Consider the following 25,477-nt stretch of genomic DNA (forward strand, 5'->3'; position numbering starts at 1 on the left):
ATTCAGGCCTCGTCGGTTTCGATCAGCTTCCAGTTCGGATCGTTACTGCCCAACGTACGGCCAAAGGTCCAGATATCGTGTGTCTGCACTGCATCGCTCATCGACCCCGCAATGACATTGCCGTCGGCATCGCGGGTAACGGCGGCGATATCGGCGTCGAACTGCACCGCCACGGTCGCGTCGCGACCGGCAATCGATGCTTCGACGATTCGGGCATTTTCGATCGACACCAGCCGGTTGTCGAGCGTGTGCCCCGCAGCCTTGCGCTCCTCGATCGCCTGGGTGAACGCCCCCTTGACGTCATCGCCGACCAGCCAGTCGAGCGTGTCCTTGTCGCCTTTCCAGAATGCTTCCAGCACCATCCGGTAGGCGGATTTGGCGCCATCCAGAAACTGCATGACGTCGAAACCGGAATCGGCGGAAACCAGCGCGCGGATGCCCGGCTGCGCCTTTTCGTCGATCAGCGCGCCGGCCGTATCACGCGGCTCGGAAGGGATATCGAGCGTGCGCGGCACCGCCACGGGCTTCGGGCGGTCTTCGGCAGGGCGCGGCAGCGGCTGTTCGTGCCCGGTTCGCTTACCCAGCACCGAATAGAGCCGCAGCGCCAGAAATCCCGCCACCATTGCAAGAAGAACGATGTAAAGCACTATCCCTCCAAGTTCGTTCCGGAATACATAGGCGTAACGGCGGCCGGTTTCAAACCTCCTAAATCAGGTCGTTGAACTATCCGGCACCGGCTGCTACGCGCGGCGGCTTGTAATGAACGCGGAACCCCCGCGATGATATCCGAGTGTGAGAAGGATTTTTAATGGCCGAGCAGGAAACCGGCGCCAATCCCGGCGAACCCCTACCCAATGGCGCGGACACCGCACCCAGCGTTGGCGTCATTTCGCAATATGTGAAGGATCTTTCCTTCGAAAATCCCAGCGCACCTGCCATCTATTCGCAGCAGGGCCAGCCGCAGATCGATGTGCAGTTCAACATCGGCGCCAATCAGGTCGGCGACGATGTGCATGAAGTGGTGCTGAAGATCGAGGTCAAGGCGGAGATGGAAGGTCAGACCGCATTCCTCGTCGATCTGAGCTATGGCGGGCTGTTTGCGATGCGCAATATTCCCGAAGAGCATGTGCAGCCGTTCATGCTGGCCGAGGCACCGCGCATCCTGTTCCCGTTCGCGCGCCGCATCGTTGCCGACGCGATCCGCGACGGCGGTTTCCAGCCGCTGCTGCTGGAACCGATCGATTTCGCCAGCCTGTATGAGCAGCAGCTTGCTGCGCATCAGGAACAGCAGGGCATGGCCGGTACCGATATGGGCCAGGCCTGACGCCGTAAAACAGGGGGCAGACGCTTAGGCGCATAGCGATGAGCCTGGTCCGCAACACCGCGACGATCGGCAGCCTGACGCTGGTCAGCCGCGTGCTGGGCTTCGTTCGCGACATGCTGATGGCGCATTTCGTCGGCGCAGGCTTCGCGAACGACGCGTTCCTGATCGCCTGGCGCCTGCCCAACCTGTTTCGCGCACTGTTTGCCGAAGGGGCGTTCGCCGCCTCCTTCGTGCCGATGTTCAACCGCGTCGTCGGCGCTGCCGAACGTGACGGGCGCGAAGGCCTGCCGGTCGGCATCCGCTTTGCCGAGGATGTGCTGTCCATCCTGCTGCCGTTTCTGGCGGTATTCACGACGATCATCATCGCTTTTCCCAAACCGATCGTCTGGCTGATCACCTTTGGATTCAAGGATGGCGGCGGCCATGCGAAGTTCGAATTCGCCGCGCATCTGACGCAGATTACCTTTCCCTATCTGGCGCTGATCTCTCTCGTTTCGCTGATGGGCGGCATCCTCAATTCGCTGAACCGATTCTGGGTGAACGCCGCCGCCCCCATTTTGCTCAATGTCTGCATGATCGGCGGCCTGCTGTTCTTTCGCGGACATGACCCGGTGCAGACCGCGCATACGCAGGCGATCGCCGTCACCGTGTCGGGCGTGGCGCAACTGCTCTGGCTGATCTTCGCAGCGCGCAGGGCGGGCGTCGTGCTGAAACTGAAACGCCCTACCCTCGACCCGCAGGTCAAACAGTTGCTGAAGATGATCTGGCCCGCAGCGGTCGGCGCGGGCGCGGTGCAGTTCAATCTGGTGGTCATCAGCGCGCTTGCCGCCGGTTTTCTGGGGCAAGGCGCGGTCTCCTATATCTACTATGCCGACCGGCTGAACCAGTTGCCGCTGGCGCTGGTCGGGATCGGCGTCGGCACCGCCATCCTGCCCGTCATTTCGCGTCAGATCGGAGCGGGACAGGAAAAGGAAGCGATCCATACCCAGAACCGCGCGGTCGAACTGGCGCTGTTTTTGTGCCTGCCCGCCACCGCCGGACTGATGCTCGCCTCCACCGCGCTCATTCAGGCGACGTTTCAGACCGGGCATTTCACCGCCGCCGACACGCGCGCCAGCGCCGCCGTTCTGACCGCCTTTTCCTGCGGCCTGCCGGCATACATCCTCATCAAGGTATTCACGCCCGGATTTTACGCACGCACCGACACCAAAACGCCCGTGCGCATCGCCATGATCGAAATGGCATGCAACATGGCGCTCAACCTGTTCTTCGTGTTCGGCACCAACCTCTCTTATGTCGGGCTAGCGATTTCGGGCGCGTCGTGTGCGTGGATCAATGCCGGGCTGCTTTATTACGTTCTGCACCGGCGCGGACAGTTTTCCATCGACGCCCAGCTCAAGCACCGCGCCATCCGCCTGTTGCTCGCAACGCTGGCGATGGCGGCGTTGCTGCTGTTCCTCGAACCGCGCCTGCTGCCCTTCATGGGCGGCGGTTTCCTGCATCGCGTCGGCGGCCTGATCGCGCTGATCGTTCCGGCGGCAGCGGTCTATTTCGCCTGCGCCTTCCTGTTCGGCGCTTTCCGGGTGTCGGAGTTGAAAGAACTGCTGCGCCGCCGTCGCGCTTGACCTTGCCGCGCGCTTGCGCAACAGCGCGGGCCATGACCACTATGCGCATCGTCTCCGGCATTCAGACCACCGGTAATCTGCACCTCGGCAACTATCTGGGTGCGATCAAACAATGGGTGTCGATGCAGGACGATGTGGCGGCGAAGGGCGGCGACTGCCTGTTCTTTCTGGCCGACCTCCATTCACTCACCATCGCCATTCCGCCCGCCGAGCGCGCTGCGACGACGATCGAGATGGCGGCGACGCTGATGGCCGCCGGTATCGACCCGGCAAAGGCGGTATTGTTCAATCAGGCACGCGTGCCGGCGCACGCCGAACTGTGCTGGATCCTGCAGGGCACGGCACGCATGGGCTGGCTCAACCGCATGACGCAATGGAAGGACAAGGCGGGCAAGAACCGTGAAGGCGCCAGTGTCGGCCTGTTCACCTATCCGGTGCTGCAGGCCGCAGACGTGCTCGTCTATCAGGCGACGCATGTGCCGGTGGGCGAGGATCAGAAACAGCATCTGGAGCTTGCCCGCGACATTGCCGAAAAGTTCAACACCGACTTCGAAACCGAGTTGTTCACCCTGCCCGAACCGTTCATTTCGAAGGCGGCACCGCGCATCATGAGCCTGCGTGACGGCAATGCGAAAATGTCGAAGTCCGATCCGTCGGACATGACGCGCATCAACCTGACGGATGACGACGATCTGATCGCGCAGAAATTCCGCAAGGCGCGCACCGACCCCGATCCTCTGCCCGACTCGTTCGATGCGCTGGCGGAACGGGCGGAGGCGCGCAATCTGGTGACGATCTATGCCGCCCTTGCCGACCGCACGCCGCAATCGGTGGTGGAGGAATTTGCCGGACAGGGCTTTGGTGCGTTCAAGCCTGCGCTGGCCGATCTCGCCATCGCCCAGCTTGGCCCTATCCGCGACCGTCTGACCCGCCTGCTTGATGATAAGGCAGCAGTGGCCGCGCATCTGAAGGCCGGGGCCGAACGCGCCGATGCACTCGCCGCCTCGACGCTGAAGGCAGCGCAACAGGCGACCGGGCTTCAGGTCTGATCAATCGCGTCATGCCGGACCTGATCCGGCACCCGGAACGAAAAGCCCCGTTGCGCTGAACGACAAGCGGGATTTCGGCTTGTCGTGCCCCGCCCCTCTTGGCAGGGTTGGGGCATGACCGGATTTTCCCTTCGCGCCGACCGCGCCCCCGCCGCCCGTCCCAGCCATTCGCGCATTGCCACCGCCTTTATACGGCTGGGCGCGGCCACGCTGCTCCTTGCCCCGCTCCCAGCGCTGGCACAGGCGCTGACGCCCGCGCAGGAGGCAAAGGTCGACTCGATCGTCAAGGATGCGTTGACCGCCGGCAAGGTGCCTTCCGCCTCCATCGCCATCGTGCGCGACGGCAAGATCGTCTACACCAAAGCCTATGGCAATCAGGGGCCGAACGTTCCCAAAACCACCGTCAATGCCCGTTATCAGATCGCGTCGATTTCGAAACAGTTCACCGCCGCCGCCATCCTGCTGCTTCAGAATGAGGGCAAGCTCAGCCTCGACGACAAGCTGTCCAAATATTTTCCCGACATCACCGATGCCGACCAGATCACCATCCGCGAACTGCTGAGCCATACGTCGGGATTACAGGATTACTGGCCGCAGGATTACAGCTTTGCCGCGATGGAACATGCCGTCACGCCGCAGCAGATCGTCGACCGCTGGGCGAAAAAGCCGCTCGATTTCAAACCCGGCACGCAATGGCAATATTCCAATACCGGCTATGTCGTTGCCGGGATGATCGTGGAAAAGGTGTCGGGCGAAAAGCTGATGCCCTTTCTGCGCGAACATATCTTCAAGCCGCTGGGCATGAATCCGGTCAATCAGGATACCGCCATCGGCCCCGGCTTCCCGACCGGCTATCACCGCTATGCGCTGGGTCCGGTTCGCCCCGAAAAACCGGCGGCACCCGGCTGGCTGTGGGCGGCTGGCGAACTGTCGATGACCGCCAGCGACCTGGCCCGCTGGGACATTGCCCGCATCGACCGCACCGTACTCCCCAAACAGGACTGGCAGGAACAGGAAACCGAGATCAAACTGACCGACGGCAAGCCCAGCGGCTATGGCCTCGGCGTATCGCTGAGCACGCGCGACGGGCACAAGGTCGTCAGCCATGGCGGCGAAGCGGTCGGCTTTCTGAGTGAGAACGTCGTTATCCCGTCGCAGAAATATGCGGTGGTAGCGCTGGTCAATGCCGATTTCGGCCGCGCAACCAGCGCGATCACGCAGGGGATCACCAATTTGCTGCTTCCTGCGAAGGCGAGCGCGGGTGCGGATGAGGCGAAGCGGACCAACATGGCGAAGACGCTCTATGCCGAGTTGCAGCAGGGCAAACCCGATACCGCCTGGCTGACCACCGATGCCCAATATTATTTCACCCCCGAAGCGGTGAAGGATTATGCCGACAGTCTCGGCCCGCTCGGCAAGCCGACCGCGTTCGAGGAACTGGGTGGCCCGCGCCTGCGCGGCGGTTTCGTCAACCGCAACTACCGGATCACCTATCCCGATCAGAAGCTGTTGCTCGTCACCTATGCCGAACCGGGCGCGGATGGAAAGTTCGAACAGTTCATCGTCATGCCTGCGGGATGATTTACCGGGTAGCGTACCGATAACGGCGACCGCCGTTGCCGTTTATCGGTACGCTCCCTAGATCATCGCCATGACCTATTTTTCCGCGCTGCTGCAGCCCGATCGCGGGCAACCCGCCCACACCATCCATATCGTCGACAAATCGAGCTTCGACGCCTGGCTGGGCGTGCAGCCCGCACGACACCGCACGGCCATCACGGCACAGCGGATGCGGCCCACCGGCTATGCCCATGCCATCCTGCCCGGCGATACGGCGGATGACTGGTCGGTGGTCACCGTCGTCGCCGATGTCGAGCAATTTTCGCCATGGTGTCTGGCCAGACTGGCTGAAACCCTGCCCGAAGGCAGTTATCGCGTGGCGGGCAAGGAACCCGGCCCCGCCATGCTGGGCTGGCTGCTCGGCCAGTATCGCTTCGAACGCTATCACAAGGACAAACACGCCGAAGGGCCGCGCGTCCTGCTGACCGGTGAACCGGCGCGGATCGAGGAAACCGTATTGCTGGCCGAGGCGACGGCAAAAGTCCGCGACCTCGTCAATACCGGCGCGTCCGACATGGGCCCGGCGACGCTGGAGGCGGAGGCGAAGGCGCTGGCCGAAAAACATGGCGCGCGCGTCATCGTCACCCAGGGCGAAGCGCTCGAAAAAGACTATCCGATGATTTACGCGGTCGGGAAAGCCGCCGCACCCGAACATGCCCCCCGCCTGATCGAACTCGAATGGGGCACAGAGAATCACCCCCGCCTCGCACTGGTCGGCAAGGGGGTATGCTTCGATTCGGGCGGGCTGGACATCAAGCCCGCGGCCGGAATGCGGCTGATGAAAAAGGATATGGGTGGCTCCGCACACGCGCTCGCGCTCGCCGGGCTGGTGATGGCGGCGAAGCTGCCGGTGCGCCTTCATCTGCTGATCCCTGCGGTTGAAAACGCCATTGCTGGTAACGCCTTCCGTCCCGGCGATGTGCTGCAAACCCGCAAGGGGCTGACAGTCGAAAACACCAATACCGATGCCGAGGGGCGCCTGATCCTGGGCGATGCGCTGACCAAGGCGGGCGAGAGCGAACCGGACCTGATCCTCGACTTCGCGACCCTGACCGGCGCGGCGCGCGTGGCGCTCGGCCCTGATCTGCCCGCGACGTTCAGCGATGACGAAGAGGTGATGGCGGCGCTGCTGAAGGCGGGGGAAGACGAAACCGACCCGCTATGGCAACTCCCCTTGTGGGACGGCTATGACGAAATGCTGAAATCCGAAATCGCCGATCTGGTCAACGCACCCGATGGCGGCTTTGCCGGGTCGATCACCGCCGCGCTGTTCCTGCGCCGTTTCGTACCGGAAAACACGCCCTGGGCGCATTTCGACGTCTTCGCCTGGCGCCCCGCCGCCAAGCCCGGTCGCCCCAAAGGCGGCGAGGCGCTCGGCCTGCGCGCCGCGTGGAAAATGCTGAAACAACGCTACGACAGCTAACCGCTTCGTCACTGCGAGTAGCGTCAGCGACGCGGCAGGCCAGCCATAAGGTCGGACGCGATGGATTGCTTCCTCCGCCGCAAGGACGGTCAACAACCCTGATGCGTGGTTTATGACAGCGCTGCCGCCGCCTGAATGATGGGAATGAATTTTTCCGCGGTCAGGCTCGCGCCGCCGATCAGCCCGCCATCGACATTGTCGACCGCAAGAATGCTCGCCGCGTTCGCGCCGGTCATCGACCCGCCATAGAGGATACGAATGCCCGCCGCCTCTTCTCCGACCATCCGGCTCAGCTTGGCGCGGGCAATGGCGTGCATCGATTCGATTTCCTCAAGCTTCGGCGTGCGTCCGGTGCCGATAGCCCAGCGCGGTTCATAGGCCAGCGTGAACCAGCTTGCCGCCGCCGCATCGGGCACCGACTTTTCGATCTGCGCCTGCACCACGCGTTCGGCACGACCTGCATCGCGCTCGGCTTCCGTTTCGCCGACGCACAGGATAACGTTCAGTCCGGCCGCACGCGCCGCCGCCGCCTTCGCCCAGGCGTCATGGCTCGTCTCATTCTGATCGGCCCGACGTTCGGAATGGCCGACGATCGTCAGACTGGCCCCCGCTTCCTTTACCATCTGTGCGGACAGACAGCCGGTATGCGCGCCCTTGTCGGCGGCATGCACATCTTCGGCGCCGATCGGCATCGTTCCCGCCACCCCCGTCGCAGGAGCAATCAGCGTCGCCGGGACGCACAGCGCCACATCCACCATCGGTTTTTGCGCCGCCGCCTGCGCAATCGCCTCGATTTCAGGCAAATCCGCCTTCAGGCCGTGCATTTTCCAGTTGCCGACCACCATTTTGCGTCGCGTCATTCGCCTGTTCCCCTGTTACCTGCATCCCATCTAGCAACGCACGAACACCGCACAAGCCCGAAGCCATCGCTGCCAGGGATGCGCCAAGGATGCGGTTGCCGTTTCCCGGCACAGGCCCTAAAGCGTCGCAAACTGTTATCAGGACCAAAGGCCCTTCATGCTCAGCTTGCTTCGCCGTCTGACGAAATCGCGGATCGGCGTCATCGTCACCCTGATCGTTCTGGTCATCATCGCACTCGCCTTCGCGCTTGCCGATGTGAACACCACCAATATTTCCGGCGGCGGCCCCAGCGGCAATACCGTGGCCACTATCGGAAAAACCTCGATCAGCGATACGGCCCTGCAATCGCGCCTGCAGGTCGCGGTGCAGAACGCCCGGCAGCAGCAGCCGGACCTGAACATGACGCAGTTCGTGCAACAGGGTGGAATGGACCAGACGCTGACCGACATGATCCAGCGCGATGCGCTCGATCAGTTCGCGCATAAATCCGGCATGGTGGTGTCGAAACAGGTGATTGACGGCCAGATCGCCGACCTGCCGGTCTTTCAGGGGCTTGACGGCAAGTTCAGCCAGGAAAAATTCAATCAGGTACTGGCCGCCCAGAATCTGACGGTCGCGCAATTGCGTGACGAAGTGCGCCGTTCGACGCTGGCCCAGCGACTGATCGGGCCGACGCTGCTCGCCAGCCATTTCCCGAAATCGCTGGCGCTGCCCTATGCTTCGCTGATGCTTGAAAAGCGGCATGGGACGATCGGCTTCATTCCGACCGCGACGATGAAGCAGCCGGCGAAGCCCGACGACAAGCAACTGGCGGCCTATTACAAAAAGAACATCGCCAAATACACGATCCCCGAACGCCGCGTGATCCGCTATGCAATGATTACGCCCGCTCAGGTCGCCGATGCCGCCAAGCCCAGTCAGGCCGAAATTGCGCAGGCGTACAAGGCTGCCGGCAGCAAATATCAGGCGCATCAGAAACGTTCTGCTGAAATGGTGATCGTCAGCGACAAGGGCACGGCGCAGAAAATCGCCGCTGCGGTAAAGGGCGGACAGTCGGTCAAGGCTGCGGCCAGTGCCGCCGGGCTGGATGCGACCACGCTTGATTCGCTCAATCAGCAGGACATGACGGATCAGTCCAACGCCGATTTCGCCAAGGCTGTTTTCGCCGCGAAAAAGGGCGATGCGGTCGGGCCGGTTCAGGCAACGCTCGGCTGGTATATCGGTCGCGTCACCGCCGTCACCGATGTGCCCGGCAAGACGCTGGCAGAGGCCACGCCGGAGATTGCAAAAGATCTGACGCAGCAGAAGGAACAGACGCTGCTCGGCGATATGCAGGACAAGCTGGACGACGGCATCACCAACGGCTCGACTTTCGCCCAGCTCGTGCAGGACAACAAGCTGGACGGCAAGCAGACGCCTGCCGTGCTGCCCAGCGGGGTCGATCTCGAACATCCTGAGCAGAAACCCGATCCCGCGCTTCAGCCGGTCATTCAGGCCGGATTTCAGTTCCAGCAGGGCGACCAGCCGCAATTCGTGCAACTGGGTCAGGACGGCAGCTTCGCACTGGTCGCGCTCGGCAAGATCGTTCCGGCAGCACCACGCCCCCTCACCGCGATCCACGATCAGGTGGAGCAGGACTATCTCGCCGACAAGGCGAATGAGGAGGCCCATGCAATCGCCACCAAGGTCGTGAATGCGGTCAACAAGGGCACGCCACTGATCAAGGCGATTGCCGATACCGGTGTGCGGACCGAACGCCCGCAGAATATCGACCTGTCGCGTCAGCAGCTTACCCAGATGGGCAACCGCATTCCGCCGCCGCTGGCGCTGCTGTTCAGCATGACCGAGAAAAAGGCGAAACTGCTCGCCGCGCCGAACAATGCGGGCTGGGCAATCGTCTATCTCGACAAGATCGACCGTGGCGATGCGTCGAAGGATCCCGACATGGTCCAGAAGACGCAAAAGGGTCTAAGCAGCGTGCTGGGATCGGAATATGCCGAGGAATTCACCAATGCCGTCAGCGATGAGGTCGGCGTCAAGCGCAATGCCGCGGCAATTGCCAGTCTGAAGGCGCAACTGACCGGCACCGCCGCACCGGCCCAGTGACGCTGCACGGCGAAGCGCAGGCACGGACAGCGCTGACGGCGGGAAAGCCCGCGCTCGTCTGGCGCAAGCAGGTTGCCGATACCGATACGCCGGTTGCTGCCGCGCTGAAGCTGATCGAGCCGGGGCGCGGAGACTTCCTGCTCGAATCGGTGGAGGGCGGATCGGTACGCGGTCGCTACAGCCTGCTCGGCCTGGCCCCCGACCTGATGTTTCGCGCCACCGGGCAGCGTGCGGAGATCAACCGCCACTGGGCAAGCGACCGCGACGCCTTCACGCCGGAAGCGAAGCCGTCGCTGGAGGCCCTGCGCGATCTGGTCGCCGCCTGCCGCATGGATGTGCCGGAGGCATTGCCCCGCGCGCTTGCCTGTCTGGTCGGCTATTTCGGCTACGAAACGGTGGGTCTGGTCGAAAAACTTCCCGCGCCTGCCCACGATCCGCTTGGCCTTCCCGACATGCTGTTCGTGCGGCCGACGGTGCTGCTGGTTTTCGACCGGCTGGCCGATGCGCTGTTTCTGGTAGCCCCCGTCTGGCCGGAGGGCAGCGCAGACGCCGACACCGCAATCGCCGATGCGCGCGACAGGATCGACGAAGCTGCGGCGAAACTCGCCAACGCCGCGCTGCCCGACAGCCCGCGCATGGACGCGACCGACATCGCGCTGGAGCCGGTGCTGCCGCCCGGACGCTATGCGGAGATGGTGACGCGCGCGAAGACATATATCGAGGCGGGCGATATCTTTCAGGTCGTGTTGTCGCAGCGCTTCACCGCGCCCTTTCCCCTCCCGCCGTTCGAACTCTATCGCGCGTTGCGCCGGATCAATCCGTCGCCGTTCCTTTATCATCTCAACCTGCCGGGCTTTTCGGTTACCGGTTCCAGCCCGGAGATTCTGGTCCGCGCGCGCGATGGAGAGGTTACGATCCGCCCCATCGCGGGCACCCGCCCGCGGGGCCGCACCGCCGCCGAAGACAGCGCCAATCGCGACTCGCTGCTCGCCGATCCGAAGGAGCGCGCGGAACATCTGATGCTGCTCGATCTCGGCCGCAACGATGTCGGCCGCGTCGCACAGGCGGGCAGCGTGCATGTCACCGACAGCTATATGGTCGAATATTACAGCCATGTGATGCACATTGTTTCCAACGTGGTCGGCACCCTGCGCGACGATCGCGACGGGCTGGACGCATTGTTCGCAGGCTTTCCCGCCGGCACGGTCAGCGGCGCGCCAAAGGTTCGCGCCTGCCAGATCATCGCTGAACTGGAACACGACAAGCGCGGTCCCTATGCGGGCGGCGTCGGCTATTTTTCCCCCGACGGATCGATGGATTCCTGCATCGTCCTGCGCACCGGCATCGTCAAAGACGGCACGCTGCATGTGCAGGCGGGCGCAGGCATCGTCGCCGACAGCAACCCCATTTATGAACAGCGCGAGTGCGAGGCCAAAGCAGGCGCGCTGCTCGCCGCCGCCCGCGAAGCGATCGCCCAGGCTTCAGAACCGGGTTTCGGTCAGTAGCCCAGCATCTCGTCACGGTGGGGAGCGCAGCGACGCGGTAGTCAAACCCGTGTCTCACCCGCGCGATGATATGCTCACTCCCGCATCATCCCGCCTGAATCGGCCTTAATTCGGAATATCGGACTCTTCCTGCTGCTTGGCGCGTTGTTCGGCGCGCCATTGGCGCAGCATCTGGGCGGTACATCCCGTTTGTCCCCCGGTGCCCACCGGCGAACAGCTATCAGGCAGGCCGATCTTGGCCTGATCCTCCAGCACCTCGACCTTGCGACCCCATGCCGAATGGGCGACGTCGTTGGGCAACTGCCGGAACCGCTTGGGAATGCGATAGGGCGATTCGTCTGCCTTGGAGCACACCACGATCTCGTCACCCTGCGCCTTGGGACATTTATCACTGCCATAAAGGATGACCGAACGCACCTTTTTGGGCGGATTATCCTGCGATGCAGCAGTGGTGTGAACCTCCGTCTGCCCCTGGGTCGTGGTGGTGTTGTCCTGCGCCAATGCCGGAGAAGCCGCCAGCGCCGCGCCGCACATCACCAATGTCCAGAACCGGGTCGTCATCGTATTCAATCCTTCTTCTTTCGGCGGTTCATTATGACGAACCGGTGTTTCCGGCAATTTTCACATCAACGCCCGGACACGCGCACGGTTGCGCTGGATTACGGCGGCGTTATGGCAGACTCATGATCCTCGTCATCGACAATTATGACAGCTTCACCTGGAACCTGGTCCATTATCTGATGGAACTGGGGGTAGAAGTGCGAGTGGAACGTAACGACGCGCTGAGCGCGACAGACGCTATGGCCAGCGGTGCCGAGGCGTTTCTGATCTCACCCGGACCCTGCACACCCAACGAAGCCGGTATCTCGCTCGATCTGGTCGCGGCCTGCGCGGATCAGGCAAAGCCGTTGCTGGGCGTCTGTCTGGGGCATCAGTCAATCGGCCAGTATTTCGGCGGGCGAGTCGTGCGTGGCGGGCTGATGCACGGCAAAACCTGCCCGGTGGAACATGACGGCACCGGCCTGTTCACCGGCCTGCCCTCCCCTTTTACCGCGACGCGCTATCACTCGCTGATCGTCGAAGACATACCACAAACACTGCTGGTCAACGCCACGGCAGAGGATGGTTCGGTCATGGGCTTCCGCCATGCCACGCTGCCGATCCATGGGGTGCAATTCCATCCCGAAAGCATCGCCACCGAACATGGCCACGCCATGCTCGCCAATTTCCTGAAGATCGCCGGCATCGCGGTGCAGGAATTGGCGTGACGACGCTGGCGCTGCTCCCCGATCCGGCAAGCCCGCTTGCGCACGAAAGCGCGGCCGAAGCCTTTGCCGCAATCCTCGACGGCACCGCTCCGGATGCGGAGATCGAGCTGTTCCTCACCCGGCTTTCCGAACGCGGCGAAACCAGCATCGAAATTGCCGAAGCGGCGCGGGCGCTGCGCGAGCGCATGGTGCCGGTCAATGCCCCGCCGGGCGCCATCGACGTCTGCGGCACCGGCGGCGATGGGCAGCATACGCTCAACGTCTCGACCGCGGTGTCGCTGGTTGTGGCAGCGTGCGGAGTGCCGGTCGCGAAGCACGGCAATCGCGCGGCCTCCAGCAAGGCAGGCGCTGCCGATACGCTGGAAGCACTCGGCCTCGACCTCACCCGTGCAGCCGCTGCGGCGGAGCAGACACTGGCCGAATGCGGCATCGCCTTTCTGTTCGCGGTCAACCATCACCCGGCGCTGGGACGGATCGCCCCCATCCGCCGCCGGATCGGACGACGCACCATTTTCAACCTGATGGGGCCGCTCGCCAATCCGGCGCGGGTGGAACGTCAGTTGATCGGCATAGCGCGACCGGACTATGCACCGGTCTATGCCGACGCACTCGCCGCGCTGGGATGCGAAGCGGCGGCCGTGGTCGCGGGCGAGGAAGGGCTGGACGAACTGTCCTGCGCCGGACCCAGCATTGCGGTGTCGGTCGGCAATGTCCGCCTGCCGGAGCGGATCGCGCCGGAGGATGCCGACCTGCCCCGCCATCCGCTCAGCGCCATTCGCGGCGGCGATCCCGCCTATAATGCCGCCGCGCTGTCCGCTCTGCTGGCGGGGGAGAACAGCGCCTATCGCGACGCGGTGCTTCTCAATGCCGCCGCCGCGCTGATTGTCGCGGGCAAAACCGATATATTGAACGAAGGTGCGGAGATGGCTGCCGAAGCACTCGACAGCGGCGCGACACGGCGCCTGCTCGACCGATGGATTGCACTGATATGAGCACGATGCTGGACAAAATCCTCGCAACCAAGGCGGATGAGGTTGCGGTACGCAAGACAGCGATCAGCCATGCCGACCTCAACGCCCGAATCGCGGCACAGACCCCGCCGCGCGGCTTTCGCGCAGCGCTTGACGCCAGGGCAGCACAGGGTCGTCACGCGCTCATTGCGGAGGTGAAAAAAGCCAGCCCGTCGAAAGGTCTGATCCGCGCCGATTTCGATCCCCCCGCCCATGCCGCCGCTTATGCCAAGGGCGGCGCCGCCTGTCTGTCGGTACTGACCGATGCGCCGTATTTTCAGGGTTCGGAGGACTATCTGATCGCCGCGCGTGCTGCCTGCACCCTGCCGGTGCTGCGCAAGGATTTCATGATCGACCCCTGGCAGGCGGTCGAGGCCCGCTCGATCGGCGCGGACGCGATCCTGCTGATCGTTGCTGCGCTGGAGGACACGCAACTGGCGGAGATTGAGACAGCGGCACTAGAACTCGGTATGGATGTGCTGGTCGAGGTGCACGATGCCGATGAACTGGAACGCGCGCTTCAATTGAAATCGCGCCTCATCGGCGTAAATAATCGCAATCTTAAAGACTTCACGGTAGATTTTCAGCGCACTTATGAACTGATCGGCAGTGCGCCCGGCGACTGCACTTTCGTTGCTGAAAGCGGCCTGTCGACCCGCGCCGACCTCGATGCGATGGCCGACCATGGCGTGCACTGTTTCCTGATCGGCGAAGCTCTGATGCGGCAAACCGATGTCGAGGCGGCGACGCGGGAACTGGTGGGATGAGCAACCTCACCCATCTCGACGCCGATGGCGCTGCGCATATGGTCGATGTCGGCGGCAAGGCAGTGACTACCCGCGAGGCCGTTGCAACAGGCCGCATCCGCATGTCAGCAGAGGCCGCGACCGCCATTCGCGAGGGTGCCGTCAAAAAGGGTGACGTGCTGGCCGTCGCGCGGGTTGCAGGCATCATGGCGGCGAAAAAGACCAGCGAGCTGATCCCGCTTTGCCATCCGCTGCCGCTCTCCCGCATTGCGATTGAACTGACCGTGGGGAATGACAGCGTAACCGCCACGGCAACCGCAAAGACCGATGGTAAAACCGGCGTAGAAATGGAAGCGCTTACTGCTACTTCCGTTACATTGCTGACAATTTATGACATGGCGAAGGCGATCGACAAGGCAATGGTCATCGAGGACGTGCGCCTGCTTTCCAAAACCGGGGGCAAGTCAGGAGACTGGCACGCCTGACCTCATTGTTTACAGCCGATTGGCAAATGGGGTTGCGGTGCGGGGAGTCGCTCTGCTCTTGTAGCGGAAGGACCGGGCGCACGGCCCGTAAAACAGGGAGAAGGTTGAACATGCGGTCGCATCTGCTGAAAACCACGATGATTTCCACGGCACTTCTGTCGCTCACCATTGCCACACCCGGCCATGCACAACTGGGTGGTCTGCTCAATCAGGTGAAGAACAAGGTGGAGCAGCAGATTCGCAAAGGACAGGATCAGGGCGAAACGACGCAACAGGCCGGGCATCACCTGACCATCAATCACGGCTTCGATTTCACCGCCGGCACGCACCCTGTCGTCCGCAGCGATTTCACCACCGCCCCCGTCGGCGCCATGCCCAAAGCATGGAAAACCAACGGGTCGGGGCAAATCGTCACCGTTGACGGCGTACCGGGCAAATGGCTCGCGCTGCAACCGTTCGCGACCTACAAGCTCACCACCCCGCCGCACCTGCCCAGCCATTTCACGGTGGAATTCGACATCATCCCTGCGGCCGACACCGCGCGCGATGTGGGTGAATTCATCTTCGGCTTCGCGAAGGACAACAGCGCGCGCCAATATATTTCCGATGCCTATAATGGCGGCGCGATCAACGCCGTGGACGTCGGATTCGACCGGGATACCACGGTCAGCAGCAGCGCCACCGGCTATCACCATGCCGGTTCCATGGACTGGAGCGGCTATACCAATCAGCCGATGCATGTCTCCATCGACGTCAACGGCACGATGGAAAAAGTCTATATCGATCATCAGAAAATCGGCGATTCGCGGATGTTCGGCAATGAACCCGCCCGCTATTTCTTTCTCAGCGCACCCGTGCGGTACGACCATGGCGCAAGCCTGTTGTTCGGCAATTTTCACATCGACTCGTTTAGCTGATCCGGCTGTATGAACCAGCCTCTGCTGCCGATTGACGAGGCCATGGCGCGCCTGTTCGCGCTGGGGGATTCAACGCCGGTTGAAACCGTATCGGTTCGCACTGCGGCCGGGCGCTGGGCGGCGGCGGACGTGGTGGCGCTGCGCACCCAGCCTGTTTGCGACCTGTCGGCCATGGACGGCTATGCGATCCGGTTCGATGATATGCCCGGCCCCTGGACGGTGACGGGGGAGAGTGCTGCCGGACACCCCTTCTCCGCTTCGGTCGGATCGGGGGAAGCCGTGCGCATTTTCACCGGGGCAGCCCTGCCGCCCGGCACCGACACCGTGCTGGTGCAGGAGGAGGCGGCGCGGGACGGCGACCGGCTGTTGCTCGATGGCGAAGGCCCCGCGCATCGGGGACGCAATGTCCGCAAGCGCGGGCTGGATTTTCATGAAGGCGAAACGCTGATCGCCGCCGGGGAACGCCTGACACCGGCCCGGCTGGCGCTGGCGGCGGTGGGCGGTCATGGCGTCGTACCGGTGCACCGCCAGGTGCGGGTCGCGATTGCTGCCACTGGCGATGAACTGGTGCCGCCGGGCGAACCGCTGAGCAGCGGGCAGTTACCCGAATCGAACGGCACGATGCTGATCGCACTGCTCGGCGACCTGCCGGTTGAAATCCGCGACCTGGGCATTCTGCCCGACCGGCGCGACGCGCTGGAGGCGGCCTTCGCAGCGGTGGATGCCGACATCCTCGTCACCACCGGCGGCGCATCGGTCGGCGACCATGACCTTGTCCGTCCCGCGCTGGAGGCGTGCGGTGCGGTCATCGACTTCTGGAAAATCGCTCTGCGTCCCGGCAAGCCGATGATGGCGGGCACGCTGGGCAGAACCGTCCTGCTCGGCCTGCCGGGCAATCCGGTTTCCGCCTTTGCCACCGCCACCTTGTTTCTGCGCCCGCTGATCGCGGCACTCTCCGGTGCTTCCGATCCCATGCCGCGCACCCAATGGGCGGTGCTGGGCGAAGACCTGCCCGCCAACGGGCCGCGCACCGACTATATGCGCGCCGCGACCATCGACGGTCGCGTGCGCGCTGCCGCTATTCAGGACAGTTCGATGCTACGCACGCTGGCGCGGGCCGACTGCCTGATCATCCGCGCAGCCCAAGCGCCAGCGGCGAGTGCGGGGGAAAGTGTGGAAATCCTGCCGCTTGCTTGACTTGTTCCGCAACGTTGCCTAGAAGTTCCCCGTCTGTTCCGATGACGGAGGCTTCAATGCTCACGCGCAAGCAGCACGAGCTGATTTGTTTCATTGCCGACCGGCTTAACGCGACCGGTGTTTCCCCTTCGTTCGAAGAGATGAAGGAAGCGCTCGATCTCAAGTCGAAATCGGGCGTCCATCGCCTGATCAGCGCACTGGAGGAACGCGGATTCCTGCGTCGCCTACCCAATCGCGCCCGCGCACTGGAAGTGTTGCGCATGCCCGAACGCAGCGGCACGCCCGGACGCTCAGCAACGGCGGTGGTTCGCAAGGCACCCACGCGTCCGGCGATGCCCGAACCGGCCAATGACGTGATCGAAATCCCCTTGCACGGCCGCATCGCTGCCGGTGTTCCGATCGAGGCGATGGAGGGCGCGCAGATGCTGCCCGTTCCCGCCGCGCTGCTCGGCTCCGGTGAGCATTATGCGCTGGAAGTTGCAGGCGATTCGATGGTGGAAGCCGGCATTCTCGACGGCGATTATGCACTGATCCGCCGCACCGAAACCGCGCATGACGGCGAAATCGTCGTCGCGCTGATCGAGGATCAGGACGCAACGCTCAAATATTTCCATCGCGAAGGCGCGATGATCCGGCTCGATCCGGCCAACCGCAGCTATGATCCGCAACGCTATCCGGCGGAACAGGTACGCGTTCAGGGACGGTTATCAGGCCTGCTGCGCCGTTATTGAGACGGATGGCGGGGGTGCCTGGCGGCCCCGCCCCGTGCTTTTACCGGGCGCGTGATCGGTGGATAGACCCAGGGGTGACGGTCGTGCGCGGCATGGACACGCCGGACTTTGCCTGATGTCAGGTTGATGGCCACACCGCCGGTTTTCGCCAGCGTGACGGGATCAAGCTTCAGCCAGCGCGGGACACAGCCTTTGGGCAGTCGCCGGTCGCTGACCACGATGTCGGAAACACGACACGCCGACACCAGTTGCGCATAGGGTAACAGATAATCGCTGCGGGTCGCCGAAATCCGCCAGACCCGTCCGCCTCTGCGGATATCGGCCATGCAGAAGTCATGGCTGCACCGCGCGCCGGGCTGTTCGTCCAGCGCCGCAGGATCAGCATCGCTTCCCGCCGCCTCTCCCATCATGCTGCGAGTATACTCGCCCGACCGGTCACGCAGCAGCGCCATCGTGCCGTCGGCCGTCCGCAGTGCCAGATGCGTCCCTTCTCCGCCGACGATCAGGTCCGGCGCGGGCGTGATGACCGCCCAGAACACCCCGGCAGCCACCGGCACCAGTCCCACCCAGCGCATTCTGCTTCGCCACAGCGCAATCCACAGCCCGCCAAGGAGTATCAGCGCAAAGGCTGCTTTCGGCATTCCGGGCAACAACGCGACCGCCCCCGGTGCCGTCGCCGTGGCATGGGCCAACGCCAGCAAAAACCGCAAGGCTTCGTCCACAATCCACCAGAAGGGCGCGCCCAGCCCCACGGCATCGAACAACAATGCCAGTGCCTCGAACGGCATGATGACAAAGGTCGTAAGCGGGATTGCGACGATATTGGCCGCCGCGCCATACAATCCGGCCTTGTGGAAATGATAGAGCGCAATCGGCATCAGCGCGATTTCGACCACCAGCCCGGTCAGGAACAGCGACAGCAGACCCCGCCCAATCCGCCTTCCCCAACCTTCTTCCCGGCGCGCGAACCAGCCGCGCACCCGCGGATGCTCGTGCAGGGCCACAATCGCCGTGACGGCGGCGAAACTGAGCTGAAAGCTCGGTCCCGCCAGCGTTTCCGGCCAGACCAGCAGCACGAACAGTGCCGCCGCCGCAACCAGCCGCAGCGTGATCGCTTCGCGCCCCATCGCCATCGCCGCCAGCACCAGTAGTGCCGCGACACAGGCGCGCACCGTCGGAACCTGCGCACCGGTCAGCAGCGTATAACCGATGGCCGTCAGTGCGCCCGCTCCGGCTGCGACCAGCGGCAACCGCACCCGCAACGCCAGCCCCGGAAACAAGGCCAGTAACCGCAACACCAGCAGCATGGTCGCACCGACCACCGCCGTCACATGCAATCCGCTGATCGACAGCAGATGCGCCAGCCCCGACCGGCGCATCGCATCGGCATCGCTGTCGCTCAACGCTCCCCGATCGCCGGTTGCCAGCGTCGCGGCAATCGCGCCCGCACCACCGCCGATCCTCGCCTGAATATGACGGGACAAACGCATACGCAGATTGCTGCCTGGCGGATCGCCCGCTTGCAGGACGGTTACGGGCGCAAACGCCCTGCCGGTTGCGCCGATCCCGTGAAACCACGCGGTTCGCGCGAAATCATACGCCCCCGGCACGCCCGGTTGCGGCGGCGGCATCATCCAGCCACGCAATCGGAGATATGCGCCCCTGCTCAGCCCCGCCGGCACATCCTGTTCGCGGATATTGACCCGCACCACCGGCGGCATTCCCTTTGGTGTCTCGACCGCCAGCCGGACGCGCACCACGCCCCGTGCCGCGAGCGGTTCAACCGACTCCACCCGCCCCGTCATGCTCACGACGCCGGGCCGCGCCAATACCGGTGCAGCCACACGTTCCGCCCGCCACCATGCGAGCCCGCATCCCAACGCCAGCGCCACGCCGCCGATCAACAGCATCCGACCAAAACGCCCGCCATCGCTCAGCATCAGGCCTATCAGCGCCACGGCAACGCCCGCCATCATCATGCCGATCCATTGCGCCGGGCCGGGCAACAGGAACCAGGCGGCAACGCCCGCCCCCAGTGCGACCGGCAACCACAAGGGCAGTTGATCGCGCTCACGCTCCAGCCAGCGTTCCAGCCCTGCGCGCGCATTGGACACACGAAATCGATCCGCCATTTGAAGCGGTCGAAACCCCGTGCTACGGGCATGCGCGGCTGAACTGGCCATTGTATTTCCAGCTTGGGAGCATGCGCGCGTGAGCGCAACAACTGATACCGCCGCACCGGCGAACACGAAGGTCGTCACCCGTTTCGCGCCGTCGCCAACGGGTTTTCTCCACATCGGCGGCGCCCGCACCGCGCTGTTCAACTGGCTCTATGCCCGCCATTGCGGCGGCAAGTTCCTGTTACGCATCGAAGATACCGATCGCGCGCGCTCGACGCAGGCGGCCATCGACGCCATTCTGGACGGGATGCGCTGGCTCGCCCTCGATTGGGACGAGGACGTCACGTATCAGGCATCGCGCGCCGACCGCCATGTCGAGGTCGCGCAAGCGCTGCTCGCCTCCGGCAATGCCTATAAATGCTATGCCAGCGCCGAAGAACTGGCCGCATTGCGCGAGGAACAGCGTGCCGCCGGCAAGCCGATCCGCTATGACGGCCGCTGGCGCGACCGCGATCCCGCCGATGCCCCGGAAGGTGCACCCTTCGTCGTCCGCCTGAAGGCACCGAAGGACGGCAGCATGACGATCGAGGATCGGGTGCAGGGCAAGGTCACCGTCAACAACAGCGAAATCGACGATTTCGTACTGCTGCGCTCCGACGGCACCCCCACCTATATGCTCGCGGTTGTCGTCGACGATCACGATATGGGCGTCACCCATGTCATTCGCGGCGACGATCATCTGAACAATGCATTCCGCCAGATTCCGATCATGCAGGCGATGGGCTGGGATGTGCCGGTCTATGCCCATGTGCCGCTGATCCACGGGCCGGACGGCGCCAAACTCTCGAAACGCCACGGTGCGCTGGGTGTTGACGCCTATCGTGACGAGATGGGCTATCTGCCCGAAGCGATCGACAATTACCTGTTGCGGCTCGGCTGGGGACATGGCGATGAGGAAATCATCAGCCGCGATCAGGCGATCGAATGGTTCGATCTGGACGGCGTCGGCAAATCGCCTTCGCGCTTCGATTTCAAGAAGCTGGCCAATCTCAACGGCCATTATATCCGCGAGGCCGATGATGATCGTCTGACCGATCTGGTCGTCCCGCGACTCGGCTTCGAATGCACGGTAGAGCAGCGCGATCTGTTGCGCCGCACCATGCCGGTACTGAAGCCGCGGGCCACGAATCTCAACGAACTTGCCGAAGGCGCGGCATTTCTTTTTCGCACCCGCCCCCTGAAATTGGACGAATCGGCTGCGGCTCTGCTAGAGGGCGACGCAGCTACTCTGCTGGCCGAAGTTCATGCGGCACTTGACGTGCTCGTAAACTGGGATACGGAAGCGCTCGAAGATGCGGTACGCAACGTTGCCGAAGCTCATGAATTGAAGCTCGGCAAGGTCGCGCAGCCGCTTCGTGCGGCGTTGACCGGACGCAAGACGTCGCCGGGGATTTTCGACGTGCTCGCCCTTCTGGGCCGCGACGAAAGCCTGGCGCGGATTGCTGACCAGATGGCCCGGCCGGCGGCGTGACCATAGTAAGAACAACTGGAAAGGACTGACCCGATGACCGATACCGCGAAGTTGCAGGTTCCGGGACAGGAGACGGAATATCCTGTCCTGTCGGGAAGCGTTGGTCCCGATGTAATCGATATCCGCAAACTCTATGCGCAGACGGGCAAGTTCACTTACGATCCCGGTTTCACCTCGACCGCAAGCTGTGAGTCGGGGCTGACCTATATCGACGGCGGCGAAGGCGTACTGCTGCATCGCGGCTATCCCATCGGGCAACTCGCCGAGAATGCGAGCTTCATGGAAGTCGCCTATCTGCTGCTCAACAACGAACTGCCGACGGCGGAGGAATTCGAACAGTTTCGCTGGACGATCACGCGCCACACCATGGTGCATGAACAGCTCGCAACGTTTTTCCGCGGATTCCGCCGCGACGCGCACCCGATGGCGGTGATGTGCGGCGCGGTCGGCGCGATGTCGGCCTTTTATCACGACTCGACCGACATTACCGATCCGCAGCAACGCATGATCGCCAGCCACCGGCTGATCGCGAAGATGCCGACGCTGGCGGCAATGGCGTATAAATATACGATCGGTCAGCCGTTTCTCTATCCCGACAACGAACTGTCCTACACCGGCAACTTCCTGCGCATGACCTTTGGCGTGCCCGCAGAGCATTATGAGGTCGATCCCGTCGTCGAAAAGGCGCTGGACCGTATCTTCATCCTGCATGCCGACCATGAACAGAACGCGTCTACCTCGACCGTCCGGCTCGCCGGGTCGTCGGGCGCCAATCCGTTTGCGTGCATCGCGGCGGGCATCGCATGTCTGTGGGGTCCGGCGCATGGCGGGGCGAACGAAGCCGCGCTCAACATGCTGCGCGAAATCGGCACGCCGGAACGTATCCCCGAATATATCGCACGCGCGAAGAACAAGGACGATCCGTTCCGCCTGATGGGCTTCGGTCATCGCGTTTACAAGAATTACGACCCGCGCGCGACGGTGATGCAGCAGACGGTTCGCGAAGTCTTCAAGGCGATGAACGTCAAGGATCCGGTGTTCGACGTCGCGCTGAAGCTGGAAGAGATCGCACTCAACGACGACTATTTCGTTGAGAAGAAGCTGTTCCCGAATGTCGATTTCTATTCGGGCGTCGTGCTGTCGGCAATCGGCTTCCCGACCTCGATGTTCACCGCGCTGTTCGCGCTGGCACGCACCGTCGGCTGGGTGGCACAGTGGAACGAGATGATCTCCGACCCCGCTCAGAAGATCGGTCGTCCGCGTCAGCTCTATACCGGCCCGACGCAACGCGATTACGTGCCGATCGACAAGCGCTGATCGTCACGACCTCGATAGCAAGAAAGAAGCCCTCGTATCGCTCTGATACGGGGGCTTTTCTTTGTCCGCAGGGATTAGTGCGGTTTCCGATCTAACGCGCGGGTAGCGTGAAGATAAACCGCGCACCCTGCCCCGGCGCGCTGTCCACGACGATGTCGCCGCCCATCGCCCGTGCCAGTCGTCGCGCGATATACAGGCCAAGCCCGCTCCCCCCCGGTTCGCTGGGGTCGAGCCGTTCGAACTTTTCGAAAATGCGCGCCTGATCCTCCGCCGCGATCCCCTTGCCCTGATCCGCGACGATTACACAGGCCCGTTGGCCCTCACGCTCCAGCCGGATCCAGACCATCGCGCCTTCGGGCGAATAGCGCACCGCATTCCCGATCAGATTGACCAGAATTTGCAGGCAGCGGCGGTAATCGCCCGTGGCGCTCAGGCTTTCGTCAAGCGCGGGTTTGTCGATCCGCACCTGTCCCTCATCCGCCCGAACCGACAGCAGCCCCGCCGCCTGTCGCGCGACATCGGCAAGGTCGAGCGGATCGGAATCCACCGCGAAATCGTCGCGCTCAACCGCTTCCAGATCGGCGAGATCGTCGACCAGCGCCAGCAGATGCCGTCCCGCGCTGGCGATATCCGCCGCATAGCCGCCATAGGCCTCACCCAGCGCCTCTCCGCCCTCTTCACGAATGCTGTCGGCATTGGCGATGATCCGGTTGAGCGGCATCCGCAGCGCGCGACCCAGCCTGTCGCCAAATTCCTGCGGGAACGCTTCTTCCGCCGCTGTATCGACGGTACCCTGTTCCACGCCGGGCTCGTCATCCGTGTTCGCCCGATAAGCGGCACCGATAAAGCCTGCGAAACGCCCCGCCGCATCGGTTCGCGGCGCGGCGGCAAGCCGAACGGTTTCTCCCGTTGCGCGCATACGCGCATGCTGCCCGTCAAAATGCCCCGGCGACGCCAGCGCACTGAGAATCGGGAATGATCCGTCACCATCTTCGGCCAGCACGAAAAGCTGCGTCAGCGGCTGCCCCAGCAAGTCGCGCGCATCGATTCCATGCGCCTCCCCGACCTTTGCCGACAGGCTGACAAGGCATAGCGCCGCATCGGTTTCCCAGGTCCAGTCGGCATCGGCGGTCAGGAAGTCGGCTTCGCGGCGCGCGCCATGATCCGCCGTCGGCCAGTCAGGGGTTGGCCGCCATCCGCTGACTTCGAGCAGAATATCGTCGCCCGACGGTGCGGCGCGCACCCACAGATCAAGGTCCAGATCATCGTCCGCCGCGATGATCTGTCGGGAAATGGTGATACCCAGTCGCCGTGCCAGCCGCACGGTCGCCGCCAGTTGCGGCACCGCAATCGGCGCACCCGGTTCACCGCCTGCGCGGCGATTCAGATCGGCCAGACGGGTATCCGCCTCGACCAGCCGGTTTTCGCTATCCACCCGGCCGTTCGAAACCGGAAGTGCGGTTTCAAGCATCGTTTGCGCCGCCCTCCTTTCCGATATCCAGCATCATCATCGCCTGCCGATAATCGGGATCGAGTCGCATCGGCGCAATTGCTCTCCGGGCGTAATCGGGCGAAATTTTCATAATCGCATCGATCTGCGCGGCAAATTGCTCGACATCGCGCGCGGGATCGCCTTCACACAGGGCATAGCCGATCCGTGCAATCGCAGGGCGCGCAAGGTCAAGCGCCCGTAAAGCCACCCATAATCCACTGCCCTCGCGATCCAGCAACAGGTCGCGGGCATCGGTAAATTCGATTCGCAGCCCCTGGGCCATCAATGCCGCCAGCAACAATAAACGCCGGTCCTGCACCGCCTCGGTCATCAGCGCGTCGCGCATCTCCGCCGTCGGGTCCAGTGTCAGCGCCAGCCGCATTGCCACCGCCTCTGCCCGGTCGCCTTCATCATGCGCGGCCAGACTGCGGCGCGTCGCTTCGATCAACGCACCGTCAATGTCTGCATCTCCCGCGCCTGTACGCCCCAGCGCCGCCGCGACAATCCAGACGAGACGGTGGTGCAGTTCGGCAGGCAGAATCACCCCGCCCTGTTTCCGGCCATCGGCGTGCATCAGTGCAACCGCAGCGGTGGCGACCAGCCGATCCTCCGACTGGCTCAGCCGGACGAGCAGGCTTGGCTGATCGGGGTCTTCCTTGGCCTCCACCGGCAAGCTGTCGGTCAGCAGGTCAAGCGATGTCGCAGCCAGAATTTCGTCGATAATGCCGCTGCCCTGAAACGCTTGCGCGGCCAGCAGCGTCTCGGGAATGGTGTCCCGCTGCTTCAACCGGGCGGCAGCGCCCTGTTTGCCGTCGCGTTCCAGCAGCCGCACCGCATGTTCGCCGATTTCGCGCGCAACCGAATCGATCGTGGCGGACAGGCGTTGCAGCGTCAGATGGCGGACATGCTCGCTTAAGCGATGCGCATCGGGCAGCAGAAAGTCGCGCACCTGCCCCGCCCGCGCGGCAATGGCGCGCGCACGCGCCGCTGCGGCACAGGCCAGCATCGTTTCGGCGCTGACGGAATTTCCGGCGCGCGGCTCGCTTGGTTCAGCGGACATGACACCCTGCTAGCGCAACTGTCGTTAAAACAGCACTAAGCTTTTGTGCTACGCAAACCGGATCGTGCGACCGGATCGCGATTGCGACCT

22 protein-coding genes are annotated in these 25,477 nt (G+C 63.5%); 16 read left to right on the plus strand and 6 right to left on the minus strand.

Annotated elements, in window-relative coordinates; genetic code table 11:
* Nucleotides 1-2: 2 nt before the first annotated feature.
* On the minus strand, nucleotides 3-647 hold the full coding sequence (locus tag FHR23_RS01025) for a Tim44/TimA family putative adaptor protein (protein WP_184001086.1): 645 nt from the start codon (nucleotides 645-647) through the stop codon (nucleotides 3-5).
* 161 nt (nucleotides 648-808) lie between these two features.
* Between FHR23_RS01025 and secB the strand changes: the two genes are divergently transcribed.
* The 5 genes from secB (at nucleotide 809) to FHR23_RS01050 (ending at nucleotide 7,041) form a co-directional block, all read left to right on the plus strand.
* Nucleotides 809-1,324: a protein-export chaperone SecB gene (gene secB / locus FHR23_RS01030; RefSeq protein ID WP_184001087.1), complete on the plus strand. Its 516-nt coding sequence runs from the start codon at nucleotides 809-811 to the stop codon at nucleotides 1,322-1,324.
* Between the two features lie 38 nt (nucleotides 1,325-1,362).
* Nucleotides 1,363-2,949 carry a murein biosynthesis integral membrane protein MurJ gene (gene murJ, locus FHR23_RS01035; RefSeq protein WP_184001088.1) on the plus strand — a complete coding sequence of 529 codons (1,587 nt, stop codon included), beginning with the start codon at nucleotides 1,363-1,365 and terminating at the stop codon, nucleotides 2,947-2,949.
* A 41-nt stretch (nucleotides 2,950-2,990) separates the two neighbouring features.
* Entirely contained in the window at nucleotides 2,991-3,998 is a 1,008-nt protein-coding gene (gene trpS, locus FHR23_RS01040) for a tryptophan--tRNA ligase (protein ID WP_184002098.1), read from the plus strand.
* Between the two features lie 114 nt (nucleotides 3,999-4,112).
* A complete protein-coding gene (locus FHR23_RS01045) occupies nucleotides 4,113-5,579 on the plus strand; it encodes a serine hydrolase domain-containing protein (RefSeq protein ID WP_184001089.1) in 1,467 nt (488 codons plus the stop codon).
* Between the two features lie 70 nt (nucleotides 5,580-5,649).
* Nucleotides 5,650-7,041: a leucyl aminopeptidase family protein gene (locus tag FHR23_RS01050; RefSeq protein ID WP_184001090.1), complete on the plus strand. Its 1,392-nt coding sequence runs from the start codon at nucleotides 5,650-5,652 to the stop codon at nucleotides 7,039-7,041.
* A 110-nt stretch (nucleotides 7,042-7,151) separates the two neighbouring features.
* Here the strand turns inward: FHR23_RS01050 and tpiA are convergent, their stop codons facing one another.
* Entirely contained in the window at nucleotides 7,152-7,901 is a 750-nt protein-coding gene (tpiA, locus tag FHR23_RS01055) for a triose-phosphate isomerase (RefSeq protein WP_184001091.1), read from the minus strand.
* 157 nt (nucleotides 7,902-8,058) lie between these two features.
* Between tpiA and FHR23_RS01060 the strand changes: the two genes are divergently transcribed.
* Nucleotides 8,059-10,008: a peptidylprolyl isomerase gene (locus tag FHR23_RS01060; protein ID WP_184001092.1), complete on the plus strand. Its 1,950-nt coding sequence runs from the start codon at nucleotides 8,059-8,061 to the stop codon at nucleotides 10,006-10,008.
* Nucleotides 10,009-10,010: 2 nt separating this feature from the next.
* Nucleotides 10,011-11,513 (plus strand): anthranilate synthase component I, encoded by a 1,503-nt coding sequence (gene trpE / locus FHR23_RS01065; RefSeq protein ID WP_184002099.1) that lies wholly within the window; start codon nucleotides 10,011-10,013, stop codon nucleotides 11,511-11,513.
* Nucleotides 11,514-11,618: 105 nt separating this feature from the next.
* Here the strand turns inward: trpE and FHR23_RS01070 are convergent, their stop codons facing one another.
* Nucleotides 11,619-12,074 carry a hypothetical protein gene (locus FHR23_RS01070; RefSeq protein ID WP_246359642.1) on the minus strand — a complete coding sequence of 152 codons (456 nt, stop codon included), beginning with the start codon at nucleotides 12,072-12,074 and terminating at the stop codon, nucleotides 11,619-11,621.
* 122 nt (nucleotides 12,075-12,196) lie between these two features.
* On the opposite strand from FHR23_RS01070, the gene FHR23_RS01075 reads away from it, so the two are divergent.
* The 7 genes from FHR23_RS01075 to lexA all read left to right on the plus strand — a co-directional run bounded on the left by FHR23_RS01075 (nucleotide 12,197) and on the right by lexA (nucleotide 17,867).
* Nucleotides 12,197-12,781, plus strand: a complete 585-nt coding sequence (locus FHR23_RS01075) for an anthranilate synthase component II (RefSeq protein ID WP_184001093.1) — start codon at nucleotides 12,197-12,199, stop codon at nucleotides 12,779-12,781.
* Entirely contained in the window at nucleotides 12,778-13,773 is a 996-nt protein-coding gene (gene trpD, locus FHR23_RS01080; RefSeq protein WP_184001094.1) for an anthranilate phosphoribosyltransferase, read from the plus strand. The genes FHR23_RS01075 and trpD overlap by 4 nt, the downstream gene beginning before the upstream one ends.
* The gene (trpC, locus tag FHR23_RS01085; protein ID WP_184001095.1) at nucleotides 13,770-14,558 is read left to right on the plus strand and encodes an indole-3-glycerol phosphate synthase TrpC; all 789 of its coding nucleotides are present in this window, start codon (nucleotides 13,770-13,772) and stop codon (nucleotides 14,556-14,558) included. The genes trpD and trpC overlap by 4 nt, the downstream gene beginning before the upstream one ends.
* On the plus strand, nucleotides 14,555-15,022 hold the full coding sequence (moaC, locus tag FHR23_RS01090) for a cyclic pyranopterin monophosphate synthase MoaC (protein WP_184001096.1): 468 nt from the start codon (nucleotides 14,555-14,557) through the stop codon (nucleotides 15,020-15,022). The genes trpC and moaC overlap by 4 nt, the downstream gene beginning before the upstream one ends.
* 110 nt (nucleotides 15,023-15,132) lie before the next feature.
* On the plus strand, nucleotides 15,133-15,939 hold the full coding sequence (locus FHR23_RS01095; protein WP_184001097.1) for a hypothetical protein: 807 nt from the start codon (nucleotides 15,133-15,135) through the stop codon (nucleotides 15,937-15,939).
* Between the two features lie 9 nt (nucleotides 15,940-15,948).
* A complete protein-coding gene (locus FHR23_RS01100; protein WP_184001098.1) occupies nucleotides 15,949-17,136 on the plus strand; it encodes a molybdopterin molybdotransferase MoeA in 1,188 nt (395 codons plus the stop codon).
* Between the two features lie 56 nt (nucleotides 17,137-17,192).
* Nucleotides 17,193-17,867 carry a transcriptional repressor LexA gene (gene lexA, locus FHR23_RS01105; protein WP_184001099.1) on the plus strand — a complete coding sequence of 225 codons (675 nt, stop codon included), beginning with the start codon at nucleotides 17,193-17,195 and terminating at the stop codon, nucleotides 17,865-17,867.
* Here the strand turns inward: lexA and FHR23_RS01110 are convergent.
* Complete coding sequence (locus FHR23_RS01110; RefSeq protein WP_184001100.1) at nucleotides 17,861-19,999, minus strand: ComEC/Rec2 family competence protein; 2,139 nt, start codon at nucleotides 19,997-19,999, stop codon at nucleotides 17,861-17,863. The genes lexA and FHR23_RS01110 overlap by 7 nt on opposite strands.
* A gap of 79 nt (nucleotides 20,000-20,078) precedes the next feature.
* Between FHR23_RS01110 and gltX the strand changes: the two genes are divergently transcribed.
* The gene (gene gltX / locus FHR23_RS01115; protein WP_343042923.1) at nucleotides 20,079-21,518 is read left to right on the plus strand and encodes a glutamate--tRNA ligase; all 1,440 of its coding nucleotides are present in this window, start codon (nucleotides 20,079-20,081) and stop codon (nucleotides 21,516-21,518) included.
* A gap of 33 nt (nucleotides 21,519-21,551) precedes the next feature.
* The gene (locus FHR23_RS01120) at nucleotides 21,552-22,835 is read left to right on the plus strand and encodes a citrate synthase (RefSeq protein ID WP_184001102.1); all 1,284 of its coding nucleotides are present in this window, start codon (nucleotides 21,552-21,554) and stop codon (nucleotides 22,833-22,835) included.
* 91 nt (nucleotides 22,836-22,926) lie between these two features.
* On the opposite strand, the gene FHR23_RS01125 is transcribed toward FHR23_RS01120, so the two are convergent.
* Both FHR23_RS01125 and FHR23_RS01130 read right to left on the minus strand, forming a co-directional pair.
* Nucleotides 22,927-24,306, minus strand: coding sequence for a PAS domain-containing sensor histidine kinase (locus FHR23_RS01125; RefSeq protein ID WP_184001103.1), 1,380 nt, complete (start codon nucleotides 24,304-24,306; stop codon nucleotides 22,927-22,929).
* Nucleotides 24,299-25,387 (minus strand): DUF2336 domain-containing protein, encoded by a 1,089-nt coding sequence (locus FHR23_RS01130; RefSeq protein ID WP_184001104.1) that lies wholly within the window; start codon nucleotides 25,385-25,387, stop codon nucleotides 24,299-24,301. Before FHR23_RS01130 ends, FHR23_RS01125 begins: the two co-directional genes overlap by 8 nt.
* Nucleotides 25,388-25,477 lie beyond the last annotated feature (90 nt).

The organism is Stakelama sediminis, assembly GCF_014199335.1.
Classification (GTDB): domain Bacteria; phylum Pseudomonadota; class Alphaproteobacteria; order Sphingomonadales; family Sphingomonadaceae; genus Sphingomonas; species Sphingomonas sediminis.

Coding starts and splice junctions, on each gene's coding strand:
- FHR23_RS01120 (WP_184001102.1), top strand. CDS start 21,552: ATGACCGATACCGCGAAGTTGCAGGTTCCGGGACAGGAGACGGAATAT.
- FHR23_RS01125 (WP_184001103.1), bottom strand. CDS start 24,306: ATGCTTGAAACCGCACTTCCGGTTTCGAACGGCCGGGTGGATAGCGAA.
- FHR23_RS01045 (WP_184001089.1), top strand. CDS start 4,113: ATGACCGGATTTTCCCTTCGCGCCGACCGCGCCCCCGCCGCCCGTCCC.
- trpC (WP_184001095.1), top strand. CDS start 13,770: ATGAGCACGATGCTGGACAAAATCCTCGCAACCAAGGCGGATGAGGTT.
- FHR23_RS01130 (WP_184001104.1), bottom strand. CDS start 25,387: ATGTCCGCTGAACCAAGCGAGCCGCGCGCCGGAAATTCCGTCAGCGCC.
- lexA (WP_184001099.1), top strand. CDS start 17,193: ATGCTCACGCGCAAGCAGCACGAGCTGATTTGTTTCATTGCCGACCGG.
- FHR23_RS01050 (WP_184001090.1), top strand. CDS start 5,650: ATGACCTATTTTTCCGCGCTGCTGCAGCCCGATCGCGGGCAACCCGCC.
- secB (WP_184001087.1), top strand. CDS start 809: ATGGCCGAGCAGGAAACCGGCGCCAATCCCGGCGAACCCCTACCCAAT.
- moaC (WP_184001096.1), top strand. CDS start 14,555: ATGAGCAACCTCACCCATCTCGACGCCGATGGCGCTGCGCATATGGTC.
- FHR23_RS01070 (WP_246359642.1), bottom strand. CDS start 12,074: ATGACGACCCGGTTCTGGACATTGGTGATGTGCGGCGCGGCGCTGGCG.
- FHR23_RS01075 (WP_184001093.1), top strand. CDS start 12,197: ATGATCCTCGTCATCGACAATTATGACAGCTTCACCTGGAACCTGGTC.
- FHR23_RS01110 (WP_184001100.1), bottom strand. CDS start 19,999: ATGGCGGATCGATTTCGTGTGTCCAATGCGCGCGCAGGGCTGGAACGC.
- murJ (WP_184001088.1), top strand. CDS start 1,363: ATGAGCCTGGTCCGCAACACCGCGACGATCGGCAGCCTGACGCTGGTC.
- trpS (WP_184002098.1), top strand. CDS start 2,991: ATGCGCATCGTCTCCGGCATTCAGACCACCGGTAATCTGCACCTCGGC.
- FHR23_RS01100 (WP_184001098.1), top strand. CDS start 15,949: ATGAACCAGCCTCTGCTGCCGATTGACGAGGCCATGGCGCGCCTGTTC.
- tpiA (WP_184001091.1), bottom strand. CDS start 7,901: ATGACGCGACGCAAAATGGTGGTCGGCAACTGGAAAATGCACGGCCTG.
- FHR23_RS01060 (WP_184001092.1), top strand. CDS start 8,059: ATGCTCAGCTTGCTTCGCCGTCTGACGAAATCGCGGATCGGCGTCATC.
- FHR23_RS01095 (WP_184001097.1), top strand. CDS start 15,133: ATGCGGTCGCATCTGCTGAAAACCACGATGATTTCCACGGCACTTCTG.